Origin of the sequence: Jannaschia formosa, from assembly GCF_003340555.1 — a bacterium.
Lineage (GTDB): Bacteria > Pseudomonadota > Alphaproteobacteria > Rhodobacterales > Rhodobacteraceae > Jannaschia > Jannaschia formosa.
In genome coordinates, this window is record NZ_QPLJ01000007.1 from 34,413 (window position 1) to 52,131 (window position 17,719).

Genomic DNA, 17,719 nt, shown 5'->3' on the forward strand with positions numbered 1-17,719 from the left:
GGACGATGCCGCGAAGACCGGGCGCGGGGGAGGGAGGCCCCCGCGCCCGGTCCTGTCCGGGCGATCAGTCGGCGTAGTAGTCGTCGAGGATCTTCTGCTCGGCCTCGGCGGCGATGGCCAGGCTCTCGGCCGGGTCCATGCCCTGCAGCGTGATGCGCTCGATCATCTCGACCATCAGCTGGCGCTGCGCGCTCTCGTCGGCGAACTTGGTGGTGTGGGCGTATTCGAGGCCGCGGATGAAGGGCCCGAAGACCTCGTCATTGGCGTTCTCGTCGGTCATGCCGACGCTCGGCTTGGCCGGAAGCTCGCCCACCACGTCGAGCCAGACCTGCATCGCCTCGTCCGAGGTGATGTAGTCCATGAACTTGACGGCGGCGTCGTACTTCTCGCCCTCGGCCTTGGTGGTGATCGCGTTCACCCAGTAGGAGGAATAGTTCGACCGCGTCCCGTCCGCCGTCGCCGGCAGCTCGGTCACGCCCCATTCGAGGCCCCGCGTCCCTTCCAGCGATCCGATGCGGAAGGAGCCGTCGATATGCATGCCGGCCCGGCCCGCCGTGAAGGCCGCCTGCGGCTCGTCCATGAAGCCGATCGCGGTCACGGCGTCGTCGCCGGTGAAGAGGCTCGTATAGAACTCGAGCGCCTCGCGCCCGGCCTCGCTGTCGTAGTTCACGGTCCGGTAGTCGTCGAGATAGGGCTCGCCGCCCATCTGCCGGACGAGACCCTCGCGCCACCAGTGGTGGTCCTGCGCGGTCATGCCGGCGGTCATGCCGACCTGCGTGAGGTTGCCCGCGCCGTCGCGCTTGGTCATGGCCTGCGCGGCCGCCATCATCTCTTCCAAGGTCTCGGGCGGGCTCTCGACCCCCGCCTCCTCCATCAGCCGCTCGTTGTAGAACAGCGCGAGCGAGCGCACGGCGGTCGGCAGCGCCCAGTACTGGCCGTCCTCCTTCATGGCCTGGACCATGGGGAAATATTCCTCGTCGATCTTCTCGGCCGGAAAGACGTCGGCGGGCAGGGGCTGGATCAGCCCGGCCTCGATGTAGTCGTTGAGCCAGCCGTAGAACAGCTGCACGACGTCCGGTCCCTCGCCCGCCGGGATCGCGGCGGCGACCTTGGTGCGGTAGTCGGCATAAGGGAAATGCGTCATCGTGACGGTGATGTCGGGGTTCTCGGCCTCGAAGGCCTCGATGAGCTGCTCCATCGCCTCGACGCGGGCGTCGAAGAAATACTGCCAGTACTCGATCTCGACCTGGGCCTGGGCGGTCGTGCCGAGGCCCAGCGCGGCGAGGGCGGCGAGGGCGGTCGTTCTGGTGATCATGGGTGTCTCCCGTCGGTTGAGCCGCCGCCCGATGCACGGCCGGGCGGACATTGGAGCGGAGGCTAGAACAGCTTCGTTGAATACACAACCTTGTTGAGTTATTCCGGCGTCATGTTCCAGTCCTCCGCCCCCCGCGGCGTCACCCCCTCCCGTTCCCGCGACCATAACCGCCAGCTCGTGCTGGGCCAGCTTCAGGCCGGAGGCGCGCTGGGCCGGGCCGAGATCGCGCGGCGCACCGGGCTCTCGACGCAGGCGGTCAGCAACATCATCGCCGAGCTGGAGGGCGACGGGCTCCTGCGCGTCGAGGGGACGGCGCGCGGCAGCCGCGGCCTGCCCGCCCGGCAATACGTCCTGGATGCCGCCGGAGCCTATGCGCTGGGCATCGAGGTGCGGCCCGGCGCATTGCTCGCGGCGCTGCTCGACCTGACGGGCCGCCCTGTCTGGAATGCGCGCCTGCCGCTGGCACGGGCCGCGCCCGAGGCGGTCACCGCTCTGCTGCCGGGCCTGCGCGACTCCGCGCTCGCGGCGGCGCCCGGCGCGGCGGACCGGCTGCTGGGCGCGGGCGTGGCGCTGCCGGGGCCCTTCGGGCGCACCGGCATCGCCTCGGACCTGCCCGGCTGGGACGGGCTGTCGGCGGCGGAGGTCTTCGCGCCGCTGGACCTTGCCATCACCGTCGAGAACGACGCCAACGCCGCCGCCCTGGGCGAGCGCATCGCGCTCGCGCCCGAGGGCGTGACCAGCTTCGCCTGCCTGTATTTCGGCACCGGGCTCGGCCTCGCCATCGTGCAGGACGGGCGCCTCTTCGCCGGCGCCCACGGCAATGCGGGCGAGATCGGGCATGTCCCGATCCCAACCTCGGAAGGCCCCCAACCGCTGGAGGCGCTGCTCAGTCGCCTGTCGGTGGAACGCCACCTGCGCGAGGCGGGCCGCGCCGCCGCCGATATGGATGCGCTGGCGGCGCTGCACGCGGGCGGCGACCCGGCGCTCGCCGACTGGATCGCGGGAGCCGCCGGGCCGCTGGGCCTTGCGGCCGGGCTGATCGAGAACCTGCTCGACCCGCAGACGATCGTCCTCTGCGGCGCGATGCCCGAAGGCATCGTCCGCGCCCTGGTCGAGGTGGCGCCGCTGCCCGACCGCTCCGTCGCGCGGCGCCCCGACCGGACGCAGCCGCCCCTGCGCGTCGGGCGCTGCTCGCGCCTCGCTGCCGTGATCGGGGCGGGCGCGCTGGTGCTCAACCGAACCTTCACCCCGGCGCTCGCCGCCTGAAAGGCCCCTGCATGACCCCCGACCAGACCCGACTGGAGGCCGACCGCGCCGCCCCCCGCCTGACGCAGCTGTGGCGCGAGGTGACCGGCATGCGCTCTCCGCTGTGCTTCATGCAGTCGGGGGCGCATCCGGACGACGAGACGTCGGGCATGCTCGCCGCGCTGCGCTTCCGCGACGGGCTGGACGTGGCCTATGTCTGCTCCACCCGGGGCGAGGGCGGGCAGAACGACATCGGGCGCGAAGCGGGTGCCGCGCTGGGCGTACTGCGCACCGCCGAGATGGAGCGCGCGGCCGAGAGGCTGGACCTGCGGCTGCGCTGGCTGACGCCCGACCCGGAGGACCCGGTCCACGATTTCGGCTTCTCCAAGTCCGGAGAGGAGACGCTGGTGCGCTGGGGCCGGGAGCGGGTGCTGGACCGCTTCGCCCACGCGCTGCGGGCCGTGCGTCCCGACATGCTCTGCCCGACCTTCCTCGACGTGGCCGGCCAGCACGGCCACCACCGCGCGATGACGCTGCTCGCGCCCGAGGCCGTGGCCCGCGCGGCCGATTCGGCATGGGAGACTCCGGGCCTCGCGGCCTGGCGGGTCGCGAAGCTCTACCTTCCCGCCTGGTCCGGCGCCGGGCAGGCCTATGACGACGACCTGCCGCCCCCGCCCGCGACGGTGGTCGTGTCGGGCGCCGGGATCGACCCGGTCAGCGGCGCGACATGGGAGAGGATCGGCCAGTATTCCCGCGCCATGCATCGCACGCAGGGCATGGGCCGATGGCCCGAGGCCCTGCGGGACTGGCCCCTGCATCTGGTCGGCGGAGCGGCAGAGGAGGCCGTGACCGACGGCCTTCCCGCGCGCTGGGCCGATCTTGGCTGGCCCGGCGGCGCCCGGATCGATGCGCTGGTCGACGAGATGGTCGCGGCCCTGGCGCATCCGGAGGTCGTCCTGCGCTGCGCCCCCGACGCGCTGGACATCCTGCCCGAGGAGGACCACCGCGCCCACCGCCTGCGCCTGCGCCTCCATCGGGCGCTGTTCCTCGCCGCCGGCGCCGAGGCGCGCGGCTGGGCCGAGGCCGCCATTCTCCGTCCGGGCACGGCCGTGCCGATCCGCGTCGAGACCCGCGCCGGGACGCTGCACGACCTGTCGGCGCGCCTGGCCCTCCCGGAAGGGTGGACCGCGCGGGACGACGGCGTGACCGTCGCCCCCTCCGTCGATCCCATCGCCTATCCCGAGGGCTACGACCCGCTGGCCCCCGCCGCGCCCGCGCTGGAGGTCGAGGCGAGTCTGCAGGGCCGCCCTCTCGCCCTGCGCCTGCCCCTCGACCGCACCCCTGCCGCGCGGCCCGAGAGCGTCTCGCTCGACCCGCAGGCGGAGGTGGTGAACCTCTCGCACGAGAGCACCGTCGCGGTCCGCGTCGCGGGTGGCACCCTCGACCTGCCCCGGGGCTGGCGCCACGAGGACGGGGTCCTTCACCTGCCCGCGACCCCTGGCCTGACCGCGATCCCGGTCTTGCGCGACGGCGCGCCGGCCCGGCTCGTCACCGAGATCGCCGCCCCGCATGTCTCCGCCCGCGTCCTCTCCCGCCCCGCGATCCTGCGCCTGCGCGCGCTGCAGGTCGCCGTTCCCGCCGCCCGCATCGCCGTCTTCGGCGCCGGAAGCGACCGCGTCGCCCATTGGCTGCGCCGGATCGGGGCGGAAGTCTCCGAGCCGCCGGTCGAGTCGCTGGACGACCCGCAGGCCGACACGATCCTGCTGGGCGTCTTCGCGCTGCGCTTCCGCGCGGGGCTGGCCGAGCGCATGCCCGCGATCTCGGACTGGGTGCGCGCCGGCGGCACGCTGACGACGCTCTACCACCGCCCCTGGGACGCCTGGGACCCGGCGGCGATGCCCGCCCCGGTCGAGATCGGCCAGCCGTCCCTGCGCTGGCGCGTCACCGACAACGAGGCCGAAGTCACGCAGCTCGCCGACCACCCCGTCCTGACCGGCCCGAACCCGATCGGGCCGGAGGACTGGGACGGCTGGGTGAAGGAGCGCGGCCTCTACTTCGCGAAATCCTGGGACGCGGCCTATACCCCGCTCCTGTCGATGGCCGACCCGGGCGAGAAGCCGCTGCGCGGCGCGCTGATCTCGGGCGAGGTCGGGAAGGGCCGGCACACCCATTGCGCCCTGATCCTGCACCACCAGATGGAGCATCTCGTTCCCGGCGCCTTCCGGCTGATGGCCAATCTCGTTGCCCCGATCTGACCTGCGCGGCGCCCTCTGGCTGCTCGCCGACTTGGGGCTCAACGTCTGGGCGCTGACCATCGTCAAGGCCTGGGGCGCCGACATCCCGGCGGCGCAGCTCGTCTTCCTGCGCGCGCTGACCGGGCTCGTCCTGATCTCGCCCTGGATCTGGCTCGCCCGCCGCCGCTTCGCCGAGGCGCGCGCGCCGGGCCTGCATCTCGCGCGGGTGGGGATGTCGACCCTCGCGCTCACCTGTTCCTTCTACGCGGTGGCGCGGGTGCCGCTGGCGCTCTTCACCGCGCTGAACTTCACCCGGCCGCTGGTGATGATCGCGCTCGCCGCTCTGTTCCTGGGCGAGCGTGCGGGCCCCGCGCGCTGGGGGGCGGGGGCGCTGGGGCTCGTCGGCGTGGCCGTCGCGGTGGATCCGCGGGCCGAGGCCACCTGGGCGCTGCTTGCGCTCGCCGTCACGGTGCTGGCCGGGACCGGCGCCATCGTCGTGACGCGCAAGCTCAACGACCAGCCGACCGTCGTGATGATGACCGCCTACACGGCCGGCCTGGCGCTGGCCACGGCGCCCCTGGCGCTCGCGGGCTGGCAGCCCGTGCCGCAGGACGCCTGGCCCATCCTCCTCGCCATCGGTGTCTTCGCGCAATCGGCGCAGGTCTGCTTCCTGCAGGCGCACCGGCTGGCCGAGGCGGGGCTGCTCGCCGTGCTGGGCTATGCCAGCCTGATCCTGTCGACCGCCGTCGGCTGGCTGGTCTTCGGCGAGGTGCCCGGCACGGGCTTCTGGATCGGCGCCGCGCTGATCGTCGGCGCGACCGTCCTGGCCCGCAGGTAGCGCGTCACGCCGCGCCGCCGCTCCCCCTTTTCGATGCTCCCCAAATATGCCCGCCGGAGGCGCACGGACCTGCCGGGCGATCCCGCCGGCCGGCACGGCCTGCGGCTGCGGGCGCCCGGTCCGGAGCGACGTCTGCGCCCCCTCAGGCCGGCTGCGGCACCCGCCGGGCGCTCTTCTTCTCGCTCAGCATAAGCAGCGCGGGCGTCACGACCAGCGTCAGCAGCGTCGCCACGACGAGGCCGCCGGCAATTGCGGCGGAGAGTTCGGTCCACCATTGTGTCGAGGGCGCGCCGTAGACGACCTCGCGGGTGAAGAAGTTGAGGTTCACCCCGATCACCATCGGCATCAGCCCCAGCGCCGTCGTCAGCGAGGTCAGCACGACCGGCCGCAGCCTCTGCGCGCCGGTGCGCAGCGCCGCCTCGAGCGGCGGCTGCCCGTTCCGCCGCAGGTCGTTGTAGGTGTCGATCAGGACGATGTTGTTGTTCACCACGATGCCCGCCAGGGCGATCACCCCGATCCCGCCCATCACCACGCCGAAGGGCCGCCCTGTCACGATCAGGCCCAGAAGCACCCCCGCGACCGAGAAGATGATCGCGCTGAGCACGATGCCGGCCTGCGCGAAGCTGTTGAACTGCACCACGAGGATCACGAGCATCCCGAAGATCGCGGCGGCGAAGGCGCCGACGAGGAAGCTCATCGCCTCCGCCTGGTCCTCGGCCTCGCCGCCGAAGGCGTAGGTCACGCCCTCGGGCAGCGGCGCCGCCTCCAGCGCGGCGGTCAGTTCGGCGATCTGGTCGGTCACCAGGACGCCCGGCGCGACATTCGCCTCGATGGTGACGACCCGGCGCTCGTCCTCGCGGCGGATGATGCCGGTGCGCGGCGTCGGCGCGAAGGTGACGAAGTTCGAGATCGGCACCAGCCCCGCGCTGGTCGGCACGCGCAGGCCCGTCAGCTCGGAAAGCGACCGTTCCTCGCGCGGGAAGCGCACGCGGATGTCCAGCGCGCCATCGGCGTCTTCCGGGCGGTAGTCGGCGACCGTGATCCCCTGCGTCAATAGCTGCACCGCCTGGCCCAGCAGGCTGACATCGGCGCCGTAGCGGGCGGCCTCCTCCCGGTCGACCAGGATCGAGACCTCGACCCCGGGCAGGGGCCGGGTATCGGTGACGTCGGTGAAGCCCCCGATCGTGTCCATCGCGGCGCGCACCTGCTCCACCGCGGCGGCCTGGACCGCGGGATCGGCGGCGCGCAGCTGCAAGGACACCGGCTTGCCGGCGGTCGGCCCCCCGCTCTCGGTCTGGACCTGCACGTCGATGCCCGGGATGTCGGCGACGAGCGCGCGGATCTCCGCGCCCAGCTCCTCGGCGGTGCGGCGCAGGTCCCAGTCGATCAGGTCGAGCTGCAGCGTGCCGATCGTCTCCTCGTCGCCGCCGCCCGCGCTGAGCGTCGAGCGGGCATAGACGCTCTCGATCTCGCGCAGTCCGAGCACGCGCGTCTCGACGGCGCGGACCAGCGCGTCCCGTTCCCAGATCGAAAAGTCGTCGCGGGCGCGGACCTGCACCTGCATGAATTCCGGCTCGACCTCCGGGAAGAAGGTCAGGCCGCGCCCGAACTGGCCGTAGGCGCCGAAGGCGCCGAGCAGCAGCGCCAGCGCCAGCAGCAGCGTCGCGCCGGGCCTGAGGATCGCCCATTGCAGGACGCGGACGTAGAAGCCCGTCGCGCCCCCGATGCGGCGCGGGTCGCCCGTCTCGGCCTCGTGGAGCGCGCGCTTCGCGGCCGCCGTCTGAGGCTGGCGCTTGCCGATCAGCCCGCCCGTGACGGGGATGAAGATCAGCGCCATGACCAGCGAGGCCGACAGGGTCAGGATCACCGTGATCGGCAGGAACTTCATGAACTCGCCCACCAGCCCCGTCCAGAACAGCAGCGGGAAGAACACGCTGAGCGTCGTCGCCGTCGAGGCGATGATCGGCCAGGCCATGCGCTTGGCGGCCTCGGCATAGGCGGCCCTTGGCGTCGCGCCATCCTGCAGGCGGCGGTCGGCGAACTCCACGGTGACGATTGCGCCGTCGACCAGCATGCCGACGACCAGGATCAGCGAGAACAGCACGACGATGTTCATCGTGTAGCCCATCGCCCAGAGCGCGATCACCCCCGACAGGAAGGCGCCGGGGATGGCGAGCCCGACCAGCACCGCCGAGCGCAGGCCCAGCGCGAAGACGATCACGATCATCACCAGCGCCACGGCGGCGATCACGTTCGCCTCGAGGTCCGAGAGCAGCGTCTCGACCTGCTCGGACTGGTCCTGCAGGAAGGTGGTCTCGACGCTCTCGGGCCAGTCGGCCGACAGGTCGGCCATGACGCGGCGGACCTCGGCCACGGTCTCGATGATGTTGGCGCCGGAGCGTTTCTTGACCTCCAGCGCAAGGGCGGGCTGGCCGTCGATGCGCGCGAAGCTGGTCGGGTCGGCGAAGGCGCGGCGGATCACGGCGACGTCGCCGAAGGTGACGACGGCGTTGCCGCGCACCTTGATCGGCATCGACATGACGTCCTCGATGTTCTCGATCAGGCCGGGCACCTTCAGCACGATCCGCCCCCCGCCCGTCTCGATGGCGCCGGCGGCGATCAGGCGGTTGTTGCGCTGGATCTGGCCGATGACCTCCTCGAAGCTGAGGTTGTAGGTCTGGAACACCGTGGGGTCGATCAGCACCTCCAGGAACTCGTCGCGGGTGCCGCCGATCTCGACCTCCAGCACGCCGGGGATCGCTTCCAGCGCCTCCTGCGCGTCGTCGGCGAGACCGTTCAGCGTGCGCTCGGGTACCGGGCCGGACAGGACGGCGGTGATGATCGGGAAGAGCGCGGTGTTCACCTCGGTGACGGTCAGGTCGTAGGCGTCCTCGGGCAGTTCGCCCTCGATCCGGTCCACGGCCTCGCGCACCTTGTCGAGCGCCTCGTCGATGTCGCCCCCGGCGGCGAATTCCATCTGGACCGAGGCGAAGCCCTGCGCCGACTCGCTCGACATCTTCTGCAGGTCCTCGATGGCGCCGAACTCCGCCTCCATCGGCTCCAGCAACAGCCGCTCGGCATCGCCCGGGCTGATCCCGTCGAGCCCGGTCGAGACGTAGACGAGGGGCAGGGGGACCTCGGGATTGGCCTCCTTCGGGATCGCGATATAGGCGTAGGCGCCGAGGATCAGCAGACCGACCAGCGCCATGGCGACGACGCGGGCGCGGCTGAAGGCGGCGTCGATCAGCGCGTTCATCCCTCCACCTCCACCTCGGGCGAGGCGGTGACCGGATCGCCCTCGCGGACATAGCCCTGGCCGACGGTGATCATCTGCGCCTCGGGCGGCAGGCCGGTGACCCAGATGCCGTCGATCTCGGCGCGCACGATCTCGATCTCGTGGAAGGTGACGACGCCGTCCTCGACGGTCTTCACCCCGATGCGCCCCTCGGGGTCGAGCGAGACCAGCGAGGGCTGCACGAAATGGGCCAGCGTCTCCCCGGTCGGGATGCGGATCTCGGCCGAGATGCCCGCCGGGATCGCGCCGTCCGGGTTGTCGACCGTGACCTCGACGAGGAAGGTGCGCGTCTCGGCGGCGGCGGCGGTGCCGACGAAGGCGACCTCGCCCTGCGCGGTCTCGCCGGTGATGAAGGCGACCTGCGCGGGCTGGCCATTCGAGATCCGGCCCAGCGACTGCTGCGGCACCTGAAGCGCGACCGTCAGCGGGTCGTTGTCGACGATCCGCCCCACTTCGGTCCCCGCCTGCACGAACTCCCCCTCGTCGAGCCCCAGCGTCTCGATCCGGCCGGCGAAGGGGGCGACGATGATCGCGTCGGCGACGGCTTCCTCGGCGGCGGTGACTCCGGCCTCGGCGGCGGCGAGTTCGGCATTCGCCTCGCTCACCCGGTCGGCGGTGGCGACGCCGCGTTCCAGCAGTTGCGCGGCGTTCTCGGCTTCGCGCCGGGCGCGGGCCAGCTCCTCCCGGGCGCGGGCGAGGTCGGCCTCGGCGCGCACGGTAGAGAGACGGGCGAGCACCTCGCCCCCCTCCACGTCCTGGCCCTTCGAAACCAGCACCTCGGCCACATCGCCCGAGGCCTCGGCCCGGATCGCGGTGTCGCGGTCGGGCAGGGCCTGCCCCTCGGCCTGGAAGATCAGCGTGACCGGCTCCGCCGCGGAGGGCCGGACGGCGACGGCGACGGGCTCCGCCTCCAGCGGGCGGGCGGTGGTAAGGGCCTCCTCCTCGGCGGGCAGGACGAAGCCGCTCGCCATCCAGGCGACGATCCCGACGGTCAGCGCGGCGGCGATCCAGAAGGACCGGCGCGCGCCGGGATCGTCCCTGAAGGTCAGGCGCTGCGGAGTTTCGGGGGCCGAAGTCTTGGCGGCCGGAGTCTCGGGGGCCGGGGTCTCGGAGGGCATCGATGGCTCTTTCGGCTTCGTCGCGCCGCGCGCGGGCGCTCCTGTCGCGGGGTGCCGGACCGAGGCCGATCCGTCAAGGCCGCTCGGCAAGTGCTGCGGCGCGGGCGAACCGTGCAAAAGCGCACCGGCCGAGGGGGGCCGGATGGCCGCCCGTGCCGGAGAGGGCGTGGAAGGGCCTCGCACGCGTGCCGGCCCCTCAGCCCAGTTCCGCCGCCTCGATCATCGGGAAGAACGTCCCATCGGAGCGGACGCCGAACCAGCCGTCCTGCTCCTCGCCGATCTCGACCAGGCGGTAGAAGGACTTGCGGTCGATCAGCGCCTCCAGCCCGCGGCGGACCTCGACATAGGGAGACGGCTCGCCATCCTCGCCCAGCTCGACCCGGATCAGGTGCCCGGGGCCGGCCGTGACGAGGTCGCCGACATTGGTCGAGAAGGTGATGCGCCCCTCGGCGGCCTCGAAGTCGGTGGCGACGAAAGGCGCGTCCTCGACCTTCAGGCCCAGCTTCTCGACCGGCGTGACCAGGAAATGCCGGTCGCCCTCGCGCTTGAGGACCGAGGCAAACAGCTTCACCAGCCCCGGCCGCCCGATCGGGGTCCCCTCGTGGATCCAGGTTCCGTCGCGCTTGATGACGATGTCGATCTCGCCGCAATAGGGCGGGTCCCAGAGATGCACCGGCGGCGGGCCCTTGCCGCCGCTCCGGGCGGCGGCGAGCAGGGAAGCGGTCGATCCGGTGGCGGCTCTGTGCTCTGGCATGGCAGGCTCCTCCGTGGGATGGGCGATCCTCGGCCGGAACCTAACATGGACAGAGGCCGGGGCGAGGCCGGTCCGCGCGCGGCGCCGCGAAATCCGCTCAAAAAGCAGGCATCGGCCGCGAGGCGCCCGCCCGCTCACGTTCAGTTGTTCCGGCATGGCCCTTTGCACTGCGCCGCCGTCGCCATACCTATGCGGGATAGCGGAAGCGGCATGAGGACGAGGGCGAGCATGGATCAGCGGGACGCGGACGCGCTTCTGGACGAGATCGAGGCGCTGGGAACGAAGCTGGGCGAGGCGCGCGCCGCCATCGGCGCCCGGATCATCGGACAGGACCGCGTCGTCGAGCTGGCGCTCGCCGCGATGCTGTCGGGCGGCCATGCGCTGCTGATGGGCCTGCCGGGCCTGGGCAAGACGCTGCTGGTCGAGACGCTGTCGACGGTGATGGGCCTCAGCGGCAACCGCATCCAGTTCACGCCCGACCTGATGCCGTCCGACATCCTGGGCTCCGAGGTGCTGGAGACGGCGCAGGACGGCGGCCGCTCCTTCCGCTACATCGAGGGCCCGATCTTCGCCCAGCTGCTGATGGCCGACGAGATCAACCGCGCCTCGCCGCGCACCCAGTCCGCCCTTCTCCAGGCCATGCAGGAGCGCGAGGTCACCATCGCCGGCCAGACGCGCAAGCTGCCGCGGCCGTTCCACGTGCTCGCCACCCAGAACCCGATCGAGCAGGAAGGCACCTATCCCCTTCCCGAGGCGCAGCTCGACCGCTTCCTCGTGAAGATCGACGTCGCCTATCCCGACCGGGAGACCGAGCGCGGGATCATCCTCGCCACCACCGGCGCGACCCAGTCCGAGGCGCATCGCGTGTTCGACGCCGATGGGCTGATCGCCGCGCAGGCCGTGGTGCGGCGGATGCCGGTGGGCGACGCCGTGGTCGACGCCATCCTCGACCTCGTCCGCGCCTGCCGCCCGGGCGAGCCGGGCGCCCCCGATGCCGTCCGCGCCCATGTCGCCTGGGGTCCCGGCCCGCGCGCGGCGCAGGCGCTGATGCTGCTGGCGCGCGCGCAGGCCCTGCTTGAGGGACGGCTCGCGCCCGATATCGACGACGTGACCCGCCTCGCCGGGCCGGTCCTGTCGCACCGCATGGCCCTGTCCTTCGCCGCCCGTGCCGAGGGCGTGGTGCTCGACGACGTCATCGCCGAGGTCGCGGGCCGCGTGACCCGCACCGCGCAGGCGGCCTGATCCTGGCTTCCGAGACGCTCCATACCCCTGCGTCCCTACGCGCACGATCCGAGGCGGTGGCGGGCGGCTTGCCCGCCCTGCTTCTGGGCGCCGAGCGGCTGGCCGCGACCATCCTGCTGGGCGAGCATGGGCGCAAGCGCGCCGGTGCCGGTGACAGCTTCTGGCAGTATCGCGGGGCGCAGCCCGGCGACTCCCGCCGTGCCATCGACTGGCGGCAATCGGCGCGGGGCGACGACCATTTCGTGCGCGAGACCGAGTGGCAGGCCGCGCAGACGCTGATGCTCTGGGTCGACGACGCGGCCTCGATGCGCTTTGCGGCGGGCGACCGCCCGTCCAAGCTGCGCCGGGCGCAGACGTTGGCGCTGGCGCTGGCGGTGCTGGTCATCAAGGCCGGGGAGCGTGCGGGCCTCGCGCAACTGGCCGAGCCGCCCAAGGGCGGACGCGGTCAGATCATCCGCATCGCCGACGCGCTGATGGAAGGGGGCGAGGTCCCCGAATACGGCACCCCACGCCCGCAGGTCATGCCGATGGGCGCGCGCGCGGTCTTCCTGTCGGACTTCCTCGGCGATCCCGCGCCGCTGACCGAGGCGCTGACCTCCGCCGCCGACCGGGGCGTGACCGGTACACTGGTGCAGGTCCTCGACCCGGACGAGGAGGCGTTCCCCTATGACGGCCGCACCGTCTTCGAAAGCATGTCCGGCGCCGTCCGCTTCGAGACGCTGAAGGCCGACCGCCTGCGCGAGGACTACCTGTCGCGGCTCGCCGCGCGCCGGGCGCAGTTGCGCGATCTCTGCGCACGCACCGGCTGGCGGTTCCAGCTGCACCATACCAACCAGTCGGCCGAGTCGGCGCTGCTGTCGCTCTATTCCGCGCTGGAGAAGCGGCGATGATGGGCGCGCTGGCCTTCACGACGCCGCTGCTTCTGGTGGCGCTGATCGCGCTGCCGATCCTGTGGTGGCTGCTGCGCGCCGTGCCGCCCGCGCCGATCCGGCGGCGTTTTCCCGGGATCGTGCTGCTGCTCGGCCTCAAGGACGACGAGAGCGAGACGGCCACCACGCCCTGGTGGCTGCTGCTTCTTCGCCTGATCGCACTGGCCGCCGTGATCGTCGGGTTCGCCGGGCCGGTTCTGAACCCGCGCCAGGCGGGCACGGGGACCGGGCCGCTGCTGATCGTGATGGACGCCTCCTGGGCCTCGGCCCGCGACTGGCCCGAGCGGATGGCGCGAGTCGAGGAGATGCTGCGCGACGCCGCCCGGCAGGGACGCGTCGCCGCCGTCCTGCCCCTGACCGACCCGCTGCCCGAGGAGATCCCCTATCAGGCCGCCAATGCCTGGATCGCGCGGCTGCCCGGCCTCGCCCCCCGCGCGTGGGAGCCGGATTACGAGGCCCTCGCCGCGCTCGACACCGAGGGGGCCGAGGTGGTCTGGTTCTCCGACGGGCTGGCGCGCGAAGGCCGCGATGCCGTCCCGGCCCGCGTGATCGAGGGAGAGCGTCCGATCCTTGGCCTGACCCCCGCCGAATATACCGACGGAGAGATCGTGCTGCGCGCCCTGCGCCTTGGCGACGACGGCGCGCGCAGCCATGACCTCTCCGTTATCGGCCCCGCCCCGACCGGCGCGCTGACGCAGCTTGCCACCGCGACCGTCGCCTTCGAGCCGGGCGCGACCGAGGCCGAGGTGGCGCTGACCCTGCCGCCCGATCTGCGCAACCGCGTGACCCGCTTCGAGATCGCGGGCGTCCGCTCCGCCGGCGCCGTCAGCCTTGCCGACGACAGCCTCGCGCGGCGGCAGGTGGCGCTGCTGACCGAGGCGGGGGACGAGGCGCAGGACCTGCTCAGCCCGCTCTACTACCTGCGCCGCGCGCTCGAGACGAATACCGACCTGATCGAGGGTGACCTCGCGACGCTGCTGCCAGCCGATCCGGACGTGCTGGTCTTCGCCGACGTGGCGCGGCTGTCGCCCGCCGAGGCCGAGGCCGTCGTCGACTGGGTCGAGGAGGGAGGGCTGCTGCTGCGCTTCGCTGGACCCGAGCTCGCCGCCTCCGACCTCGCCCGCGCCGAGGAAGAGCCGCTGATGCCGGTGCGCCTGCGCTCCGGCGGGCGGACGGTGGGCGGGGCGCTGTCCTGGGGCGAACCCAAGACCCTGCGCCCCTTCGGCCCCGACTCGCCCTTCTACGGGCTCAGCGTCGCCGATGAGGTCAACGTGACCAGCCAGGTCATGGCCCAGCCCGACCCGACCCTCGCCGAACGGTCGATCGCGGCGCTGGCCGACGGCACGCCGCTGGTCACGCGTAAGCCGCTGGGGCAGGGGCAGGTCGTGCTGTTCCACGTCACCGCCAACGCGGAATGGTCGAGCCTGCCGCTCTCGGGCCTGTTCGTGCAGATGCTGGAGCGGCTGGCCGTCTCGACCCGCCCCTCGACCCCGTCGGCCGAGGATCTGGAGGGCACCATCTGGGTGCCGCGCGCCGTGCTCGACGGCTTCGGAACCGTGCGCGACGCCGGGACCATGGCCGGCGTCCCCGGCGAGGAGCTGGCCGACCCCACCCCCTCCGCCGACCTGCCGCCGGGCCTCTACGAAGGCCCGACCTCCTCGCTTGCCGTCAACGTGCTCGGCCCGGAGGCGGAGCTTCAGCCCGCCGCCTGGCCCGCCGGGACCAGCGTCGAGACGCTGGCCCGCCAACCGGAGACGAATCTGATGCCCTGGCTTCTCGCCGCCGCGATGGCGCTCCTGACGATCGACATAATCGCGTCGCTCTGGCTGGGCGGACGGCTCAGGCGGGGCGCCACGGCGGCCGTTCTGGCCTTGGCCGCGTGGACTCTCGTGCCTGCGCCTTCGGCGATGGCACAGGACGAGCCGGTGATCCCGAGCGAGGTCTCGCTGGCCTATGTGCTGACCGGCGACGCGCGGCTCGACGAGACCTCCGAGGCTGGCCTTCGCGGTTTGTCGGAGGTTCTGACCCGGCGCACCTCGGTCGAGCCGTCGCCGCCGACCGGCGTCGACCTCGAAACAGATGAGCTGGCCTTCTTCCCGTTGCTCTACTGGCCGGTGACCGAGGACCAGCCGATCCCCTCCGCCGAGGCCTATGCGAGGCTCAACCGCTACCTGCGGGGCGGCGGCATGATCGTCTTCGACACGCGCGACGCGGACATGGGCGGCTTCACCTCGTCGTCCCCGGCCTCGGCCCGGTTGCGCGACCTGGCCGCGCCGCTCGACATCCCGCCGCTGGAGCCGCTGCCCGCCGACCACGTGATGACCCGCAGCTTCTACCTCCTGCAGGACTTTCCGGGCCGCTACGCCTCGCGCGAGGTCTGGGTCGAGGCCAGCCCCGACGTCGAACAGATCGAGGGCATGCCCTTCCGCAACCTCAACGACGGCGTGACCCCGGTGGTCATCGGCGCCAACGACTGGGCCGCCGCCTGGGCCGTGGACGAACGCGGCCGCGCCCTGCTGCCCATCGGGCGCGGCTACGCGGGCGAGCAGCAGCGCGAGATCGCCTATCGCTGGGGCGTGAACCTCGTGATGCATGTGCTTTCGGGCAACTACAAATCCGACCAGGTCCACGTACCCGCCCTGCTCGACCGGCTGGGGAACTGAGCCATGGCGCGCGAGATCATCTTCGACCCGATGTTTCCCCTGTGGCTGATCGCGGGGCTCGGGGGCGTGGCGCTCCTGCTCTGCGTCTTCGCGGCGCTGCGCGGATTGCCGGGCTGGTGGCTGCGCGCCGCCTCGGTCGTGGCGCTGTCGCTGGCGTTGCTCAACCCCAGCCTCCAGACCGAGGAGCGGGAGCCGCTGTCGGACATCCTGCTGGTCGCGGTGGACGAATCCGCCAGCCAGACCCTCTCGGACCGGGCCGAGCAGACCGCCGAGGCGCTGGACGCGCTGCTGGCCGAGGCGGCGGATGCGGGGCTAGATACGCGCGTGACCCGCGTCGGAGACGGCGAGGGCGACGCGGGCACCGAGGTGATGACCGCGCTGAACGAGCTGCTGGCCGAGGTTCCGCGCGACCGGGTGGCCGGGGCGGTCATCCTCTCCGACGGCCAGGTCCATGACGCGGAGCTCGCCCCCGACCTGCCCGCGCCGCTGCACCTGCTGCGCACCGGGCGCGAGGGGGACTGGGACCGCCGCCTGATCGTGTCGAACGCCCCCGCCTTCGCCATCCTCGACGAGGAGGTGCAGATCACGCTGCGCATCGAGGATCAGGGCGACGTGCCCGAGGACATGCCCGACGAGGCCGAGATCGTCATCTCGGTCGATGGCGGCCAGCCCCGCGCCTATGTCATCCCCACTGGTGAGGACCTGCAGCTGCCGCTGACCCTGCCGCATGGCGGGCTGAACGTGATCGAGTTCCGGGTGCCCGCGGCCGAGGGCGAGCTGACCGACCGCAACAACGCCGCCGTCGTCCAGATCAACGGCGTCCGCGACCGGCTTCGCGTGCTGCTCGTCTCCGGCGAGCCGCATCCGGGCCAGCGCACCTGGCGCAACCTGCTGAAGGCGGATTCCTCGGTCGATCTCGTCCACTTCACCATCCTTCGCCCCCCGGGCAAGCAGGACGGCGTGCCGGTGACCGAGCTCAGCCTGATCGCCTTCCCCACGCGGGAGCTGTTCTTCGACAAGATCGACGAGTTCGACCTCATCATCTTCGACCGCTACCAGCGGCGGGGCATCCTGCCCTCCATCTATCTCGAGAACGTGCGCTCCTATGTGGAGCGGGGGGGCGCGCTGCTGGTCGCCGCCGGCCCGGACTTCGCCACGGCCGACAGCATCTACCGCTCGCCGCTCGCGCCGATCCTGCCGGGCGCGCCGACGGCCATCGTGCGGGAAGACGGCTATACCCCCACCGTGTCCGAGATCGGCGAGAAGCATCCCGTCACGACCGGCCTGCCCGACGATTACGGCACCGACGGCGCGCCCTGGGGCCGCTGGTTCCGGCAGATCCAGCTGGCCGCGCTGCCCGAGGCGGAGGTCGTGATGACCGGGCTGGAGGAGGAGCCGCTGCTGCTGCTCGACCGGGTCAAGGCGGGGCGCGTGGCGCTGCTGGGCTCGGACCATGTCTGGCTCTGGGACCGCGGCTATGAGGGCGGCGGGCCGCAGGCGGAACTGCTGCGCCGGCTCGCCCACTGGCTGATGGGCGAGCCGGAGCTGGAGGAAGAGGCACTGACCGCCTCGGCCGTGGGGCAGGAGGTGACGGTGACGCGCCGCACCCTGGGCGATGCCGCCGAGGAGGTGACGGTCACCGCGCCCGACGGCAGCGTGCAGGTCCTGCCGCTGGAGGAGGAAGCGCCGGGCCGTTTCACCGCGCGCTTCGTGGGCGAGATGCAGGGGCTCTATCGGCTGGAGGAAGGGGAGCGGACCGCCGTCATCGGCCTCGGCCCCGCCGCCCCGCGGGAGTTCGTCGAGACCATCGCCACCTTCGGCCCGCTGGAGCAGGCCGTGGAGGCGGGGCGCGGCGGTCTCGTCGCGCTGGAGGACGGGATGCCCGACCTGCGCGCCGTCGGCGAGGGCCGGGCCGCCGCCGGGCGCGGCTGGATCGGCTGGACCCCGCGCGAGGCTTATCTGACGGCCGACGTGCGGGTGCAGTCGCTGGTTCCGGCCTGGCTGTTCCTGCTGCTGGCTGCGGGGCTCGCGACCTGGGCCTGGCTGCGCGAAGGACGCGCCTGACGTCGGAGCGGGCGCGCCGCGG

General features: G+C 72.5%; 11 protein-coding genes. 7 read left to right on the forward strand and 4 right to left on the reverse strand.

The features are described from left to right. Positions 1-64: 64 nt before the first annotated feature. Positions 65-1,315, reverse strand: a complete 1,251-nt coding sequence (locus tag DR046_RS09545) for an extracellular solute-binding protein (RefSeq protein WP_115382155.1) — start codon at positions 1,313-1,315, stop codon at positions 65-67. Positions 1,316-1,426: 111 nt separating this feature from the next. Between DR046_RS09545 and DR046_RS09550 the strand changes: the two genes are divergently transcribed. From DR046_RS09550 to DR046_RS09560, 3 genes are read left to right on the forward strand one after another with little or no spacing between them, the layout of a single operon-like run. Beyond that, positions 1,427-2,581: an ROK family transcriptional regulator gene (locus tag DR046_RS09550; RefSeq protein WP_135227282.1), complete on the forward strand. Its 1,155-nt coding sequence runs from the start codon at positions 1,427-1,429 to the stop codon at positions 2,579-2,581. Positions 2,582-2,592: 11 nt separating this feature from the next. Further along, entirely contained in the window at positions 2,593-4,815 is a 2,223-nt protein-coding gene (locus tag DR046_RS09555; RefSeq protein WP_115382157.1) for a PIG-L family deacetylase, read from the forward strand. Further along, positions 4,802-5,632 (forward strand): DMT family transporter, encoded by an 831-nt coding sequence (locus tag DR046_RS09560; RefSeq protein ID WP_245190888.1) that lies wholly within the window; start codon positions 4,802-4,804, stop codon positions 5,630-5,632. The genes DR046_RS09555 and DR046_RS09560 overlap by 14 nt, the downstream gene beginning before the upstream one ends. Positions 5,633-5,774: 142 nt before the next feature. Here DR046_RS09560 and DR046_RS09565 read toward each other — a convergent pair whose 3' ends face one another. From DR046_RS09565 to DR046_RS09575, 3 genes are all read right to left on the reverse strand, one after another. After that, positions 5,775-8,888 (reverse strand): efflux RND transporter permease subunit, encoded by a 3,114-nt coding sequence (locus DR046_RS09565; protein ID WP_115382159.1) that lies wholly within the window; start codon positions 8,886-8,888, stop codon positions 5,775-5,777. Continuing rightward, positions 8,885-10,045 carry an efflux RND transporter periplasmic adaptor subunit gene (locus DR046_RS09570; protein ID WP_115382160.1) on the reverse strand — a complete coding sequence of 387 codons (1,161 nt, stop codon included), beginning with the start codon at positions 10,043-10,045 and terminating at the stop codon, positions 8,885-8,887. The genes DR046_RS09565 and DR046_RS09570 overlap by 4 nt, the downstream gene beginning before the upstream one ends. A gap of 196 nt (positions 10,046-10,241) precedes the next feature. Then, the gene (locus DR046_RS09575; protein ID WP_115382161.1) at positions 10,242-10,799 is read right to left on the reverse strand and encodes a DUF1285 domain-containing protein; all 558 of its coding nucleotides are present in this window, start codon (positions 10,797-10,799) and stop codon (positions 10,242-10,244) included. A gap of 228 nt (positions 10,800-11,027) precedes the next feature. Here DR046_RS09575 and DR046_RS09580 point away from each other — a divergent pair, with 228 nt between their 5' ends. From DR046_RS09580 to DR046_RS09595, 4 genes are all read left to right on the forward strand, one after another. Then, entirely contained in the window at positions 11,028-12,041 is a 1,014-nt protein-coding gene (locus DR046_RS09580) for an AAA family ATPase (RefSeq protein WP_115382162.1), read from the forward strand. A 68-nt stretch (positions 12,042-12,109) separates the two neighbouring features. After that, positions 12,110-12,931 (forward strand): DUF58 domain-containing protein, encoded by an 822-nt coding sequence (locus tag DR046_RS09585; RefSeq protein WP_245190889.1) that lies wholly within the window; start codon positions 12,110-12,112, stop codon positions 12,929-12,931. Next, a complete protein-coding gene (locus tag DR046_RS09590; RefSeq protein WP_115382164.1) occupies positions 12,928-15,633 on the forward strand; it encodes a DUF4159 domain-containing protein in 2,706 nt (901 codons plus the stop codon). Before DR046_RS09585 ends, DR046_RS09590 begins: the two co-directional genes overlap by 4 nt. 3 nt (positions 15,634-15,636) lie before the next feature. Then, the gene (locus DR046_RS09595; RefSeq protein WP_115382165.1) at positions 15,637-17,697 is read left to right on the forward strand and encodes a hypothetical protein; all 2,061 of its coding nucleotides are present in this window, start codon (positions 15,637-15,639) and stop codon (positions 17,695-17,697) included. Positions 17,698-17,719: the final 22 nt, after the last annotated feature.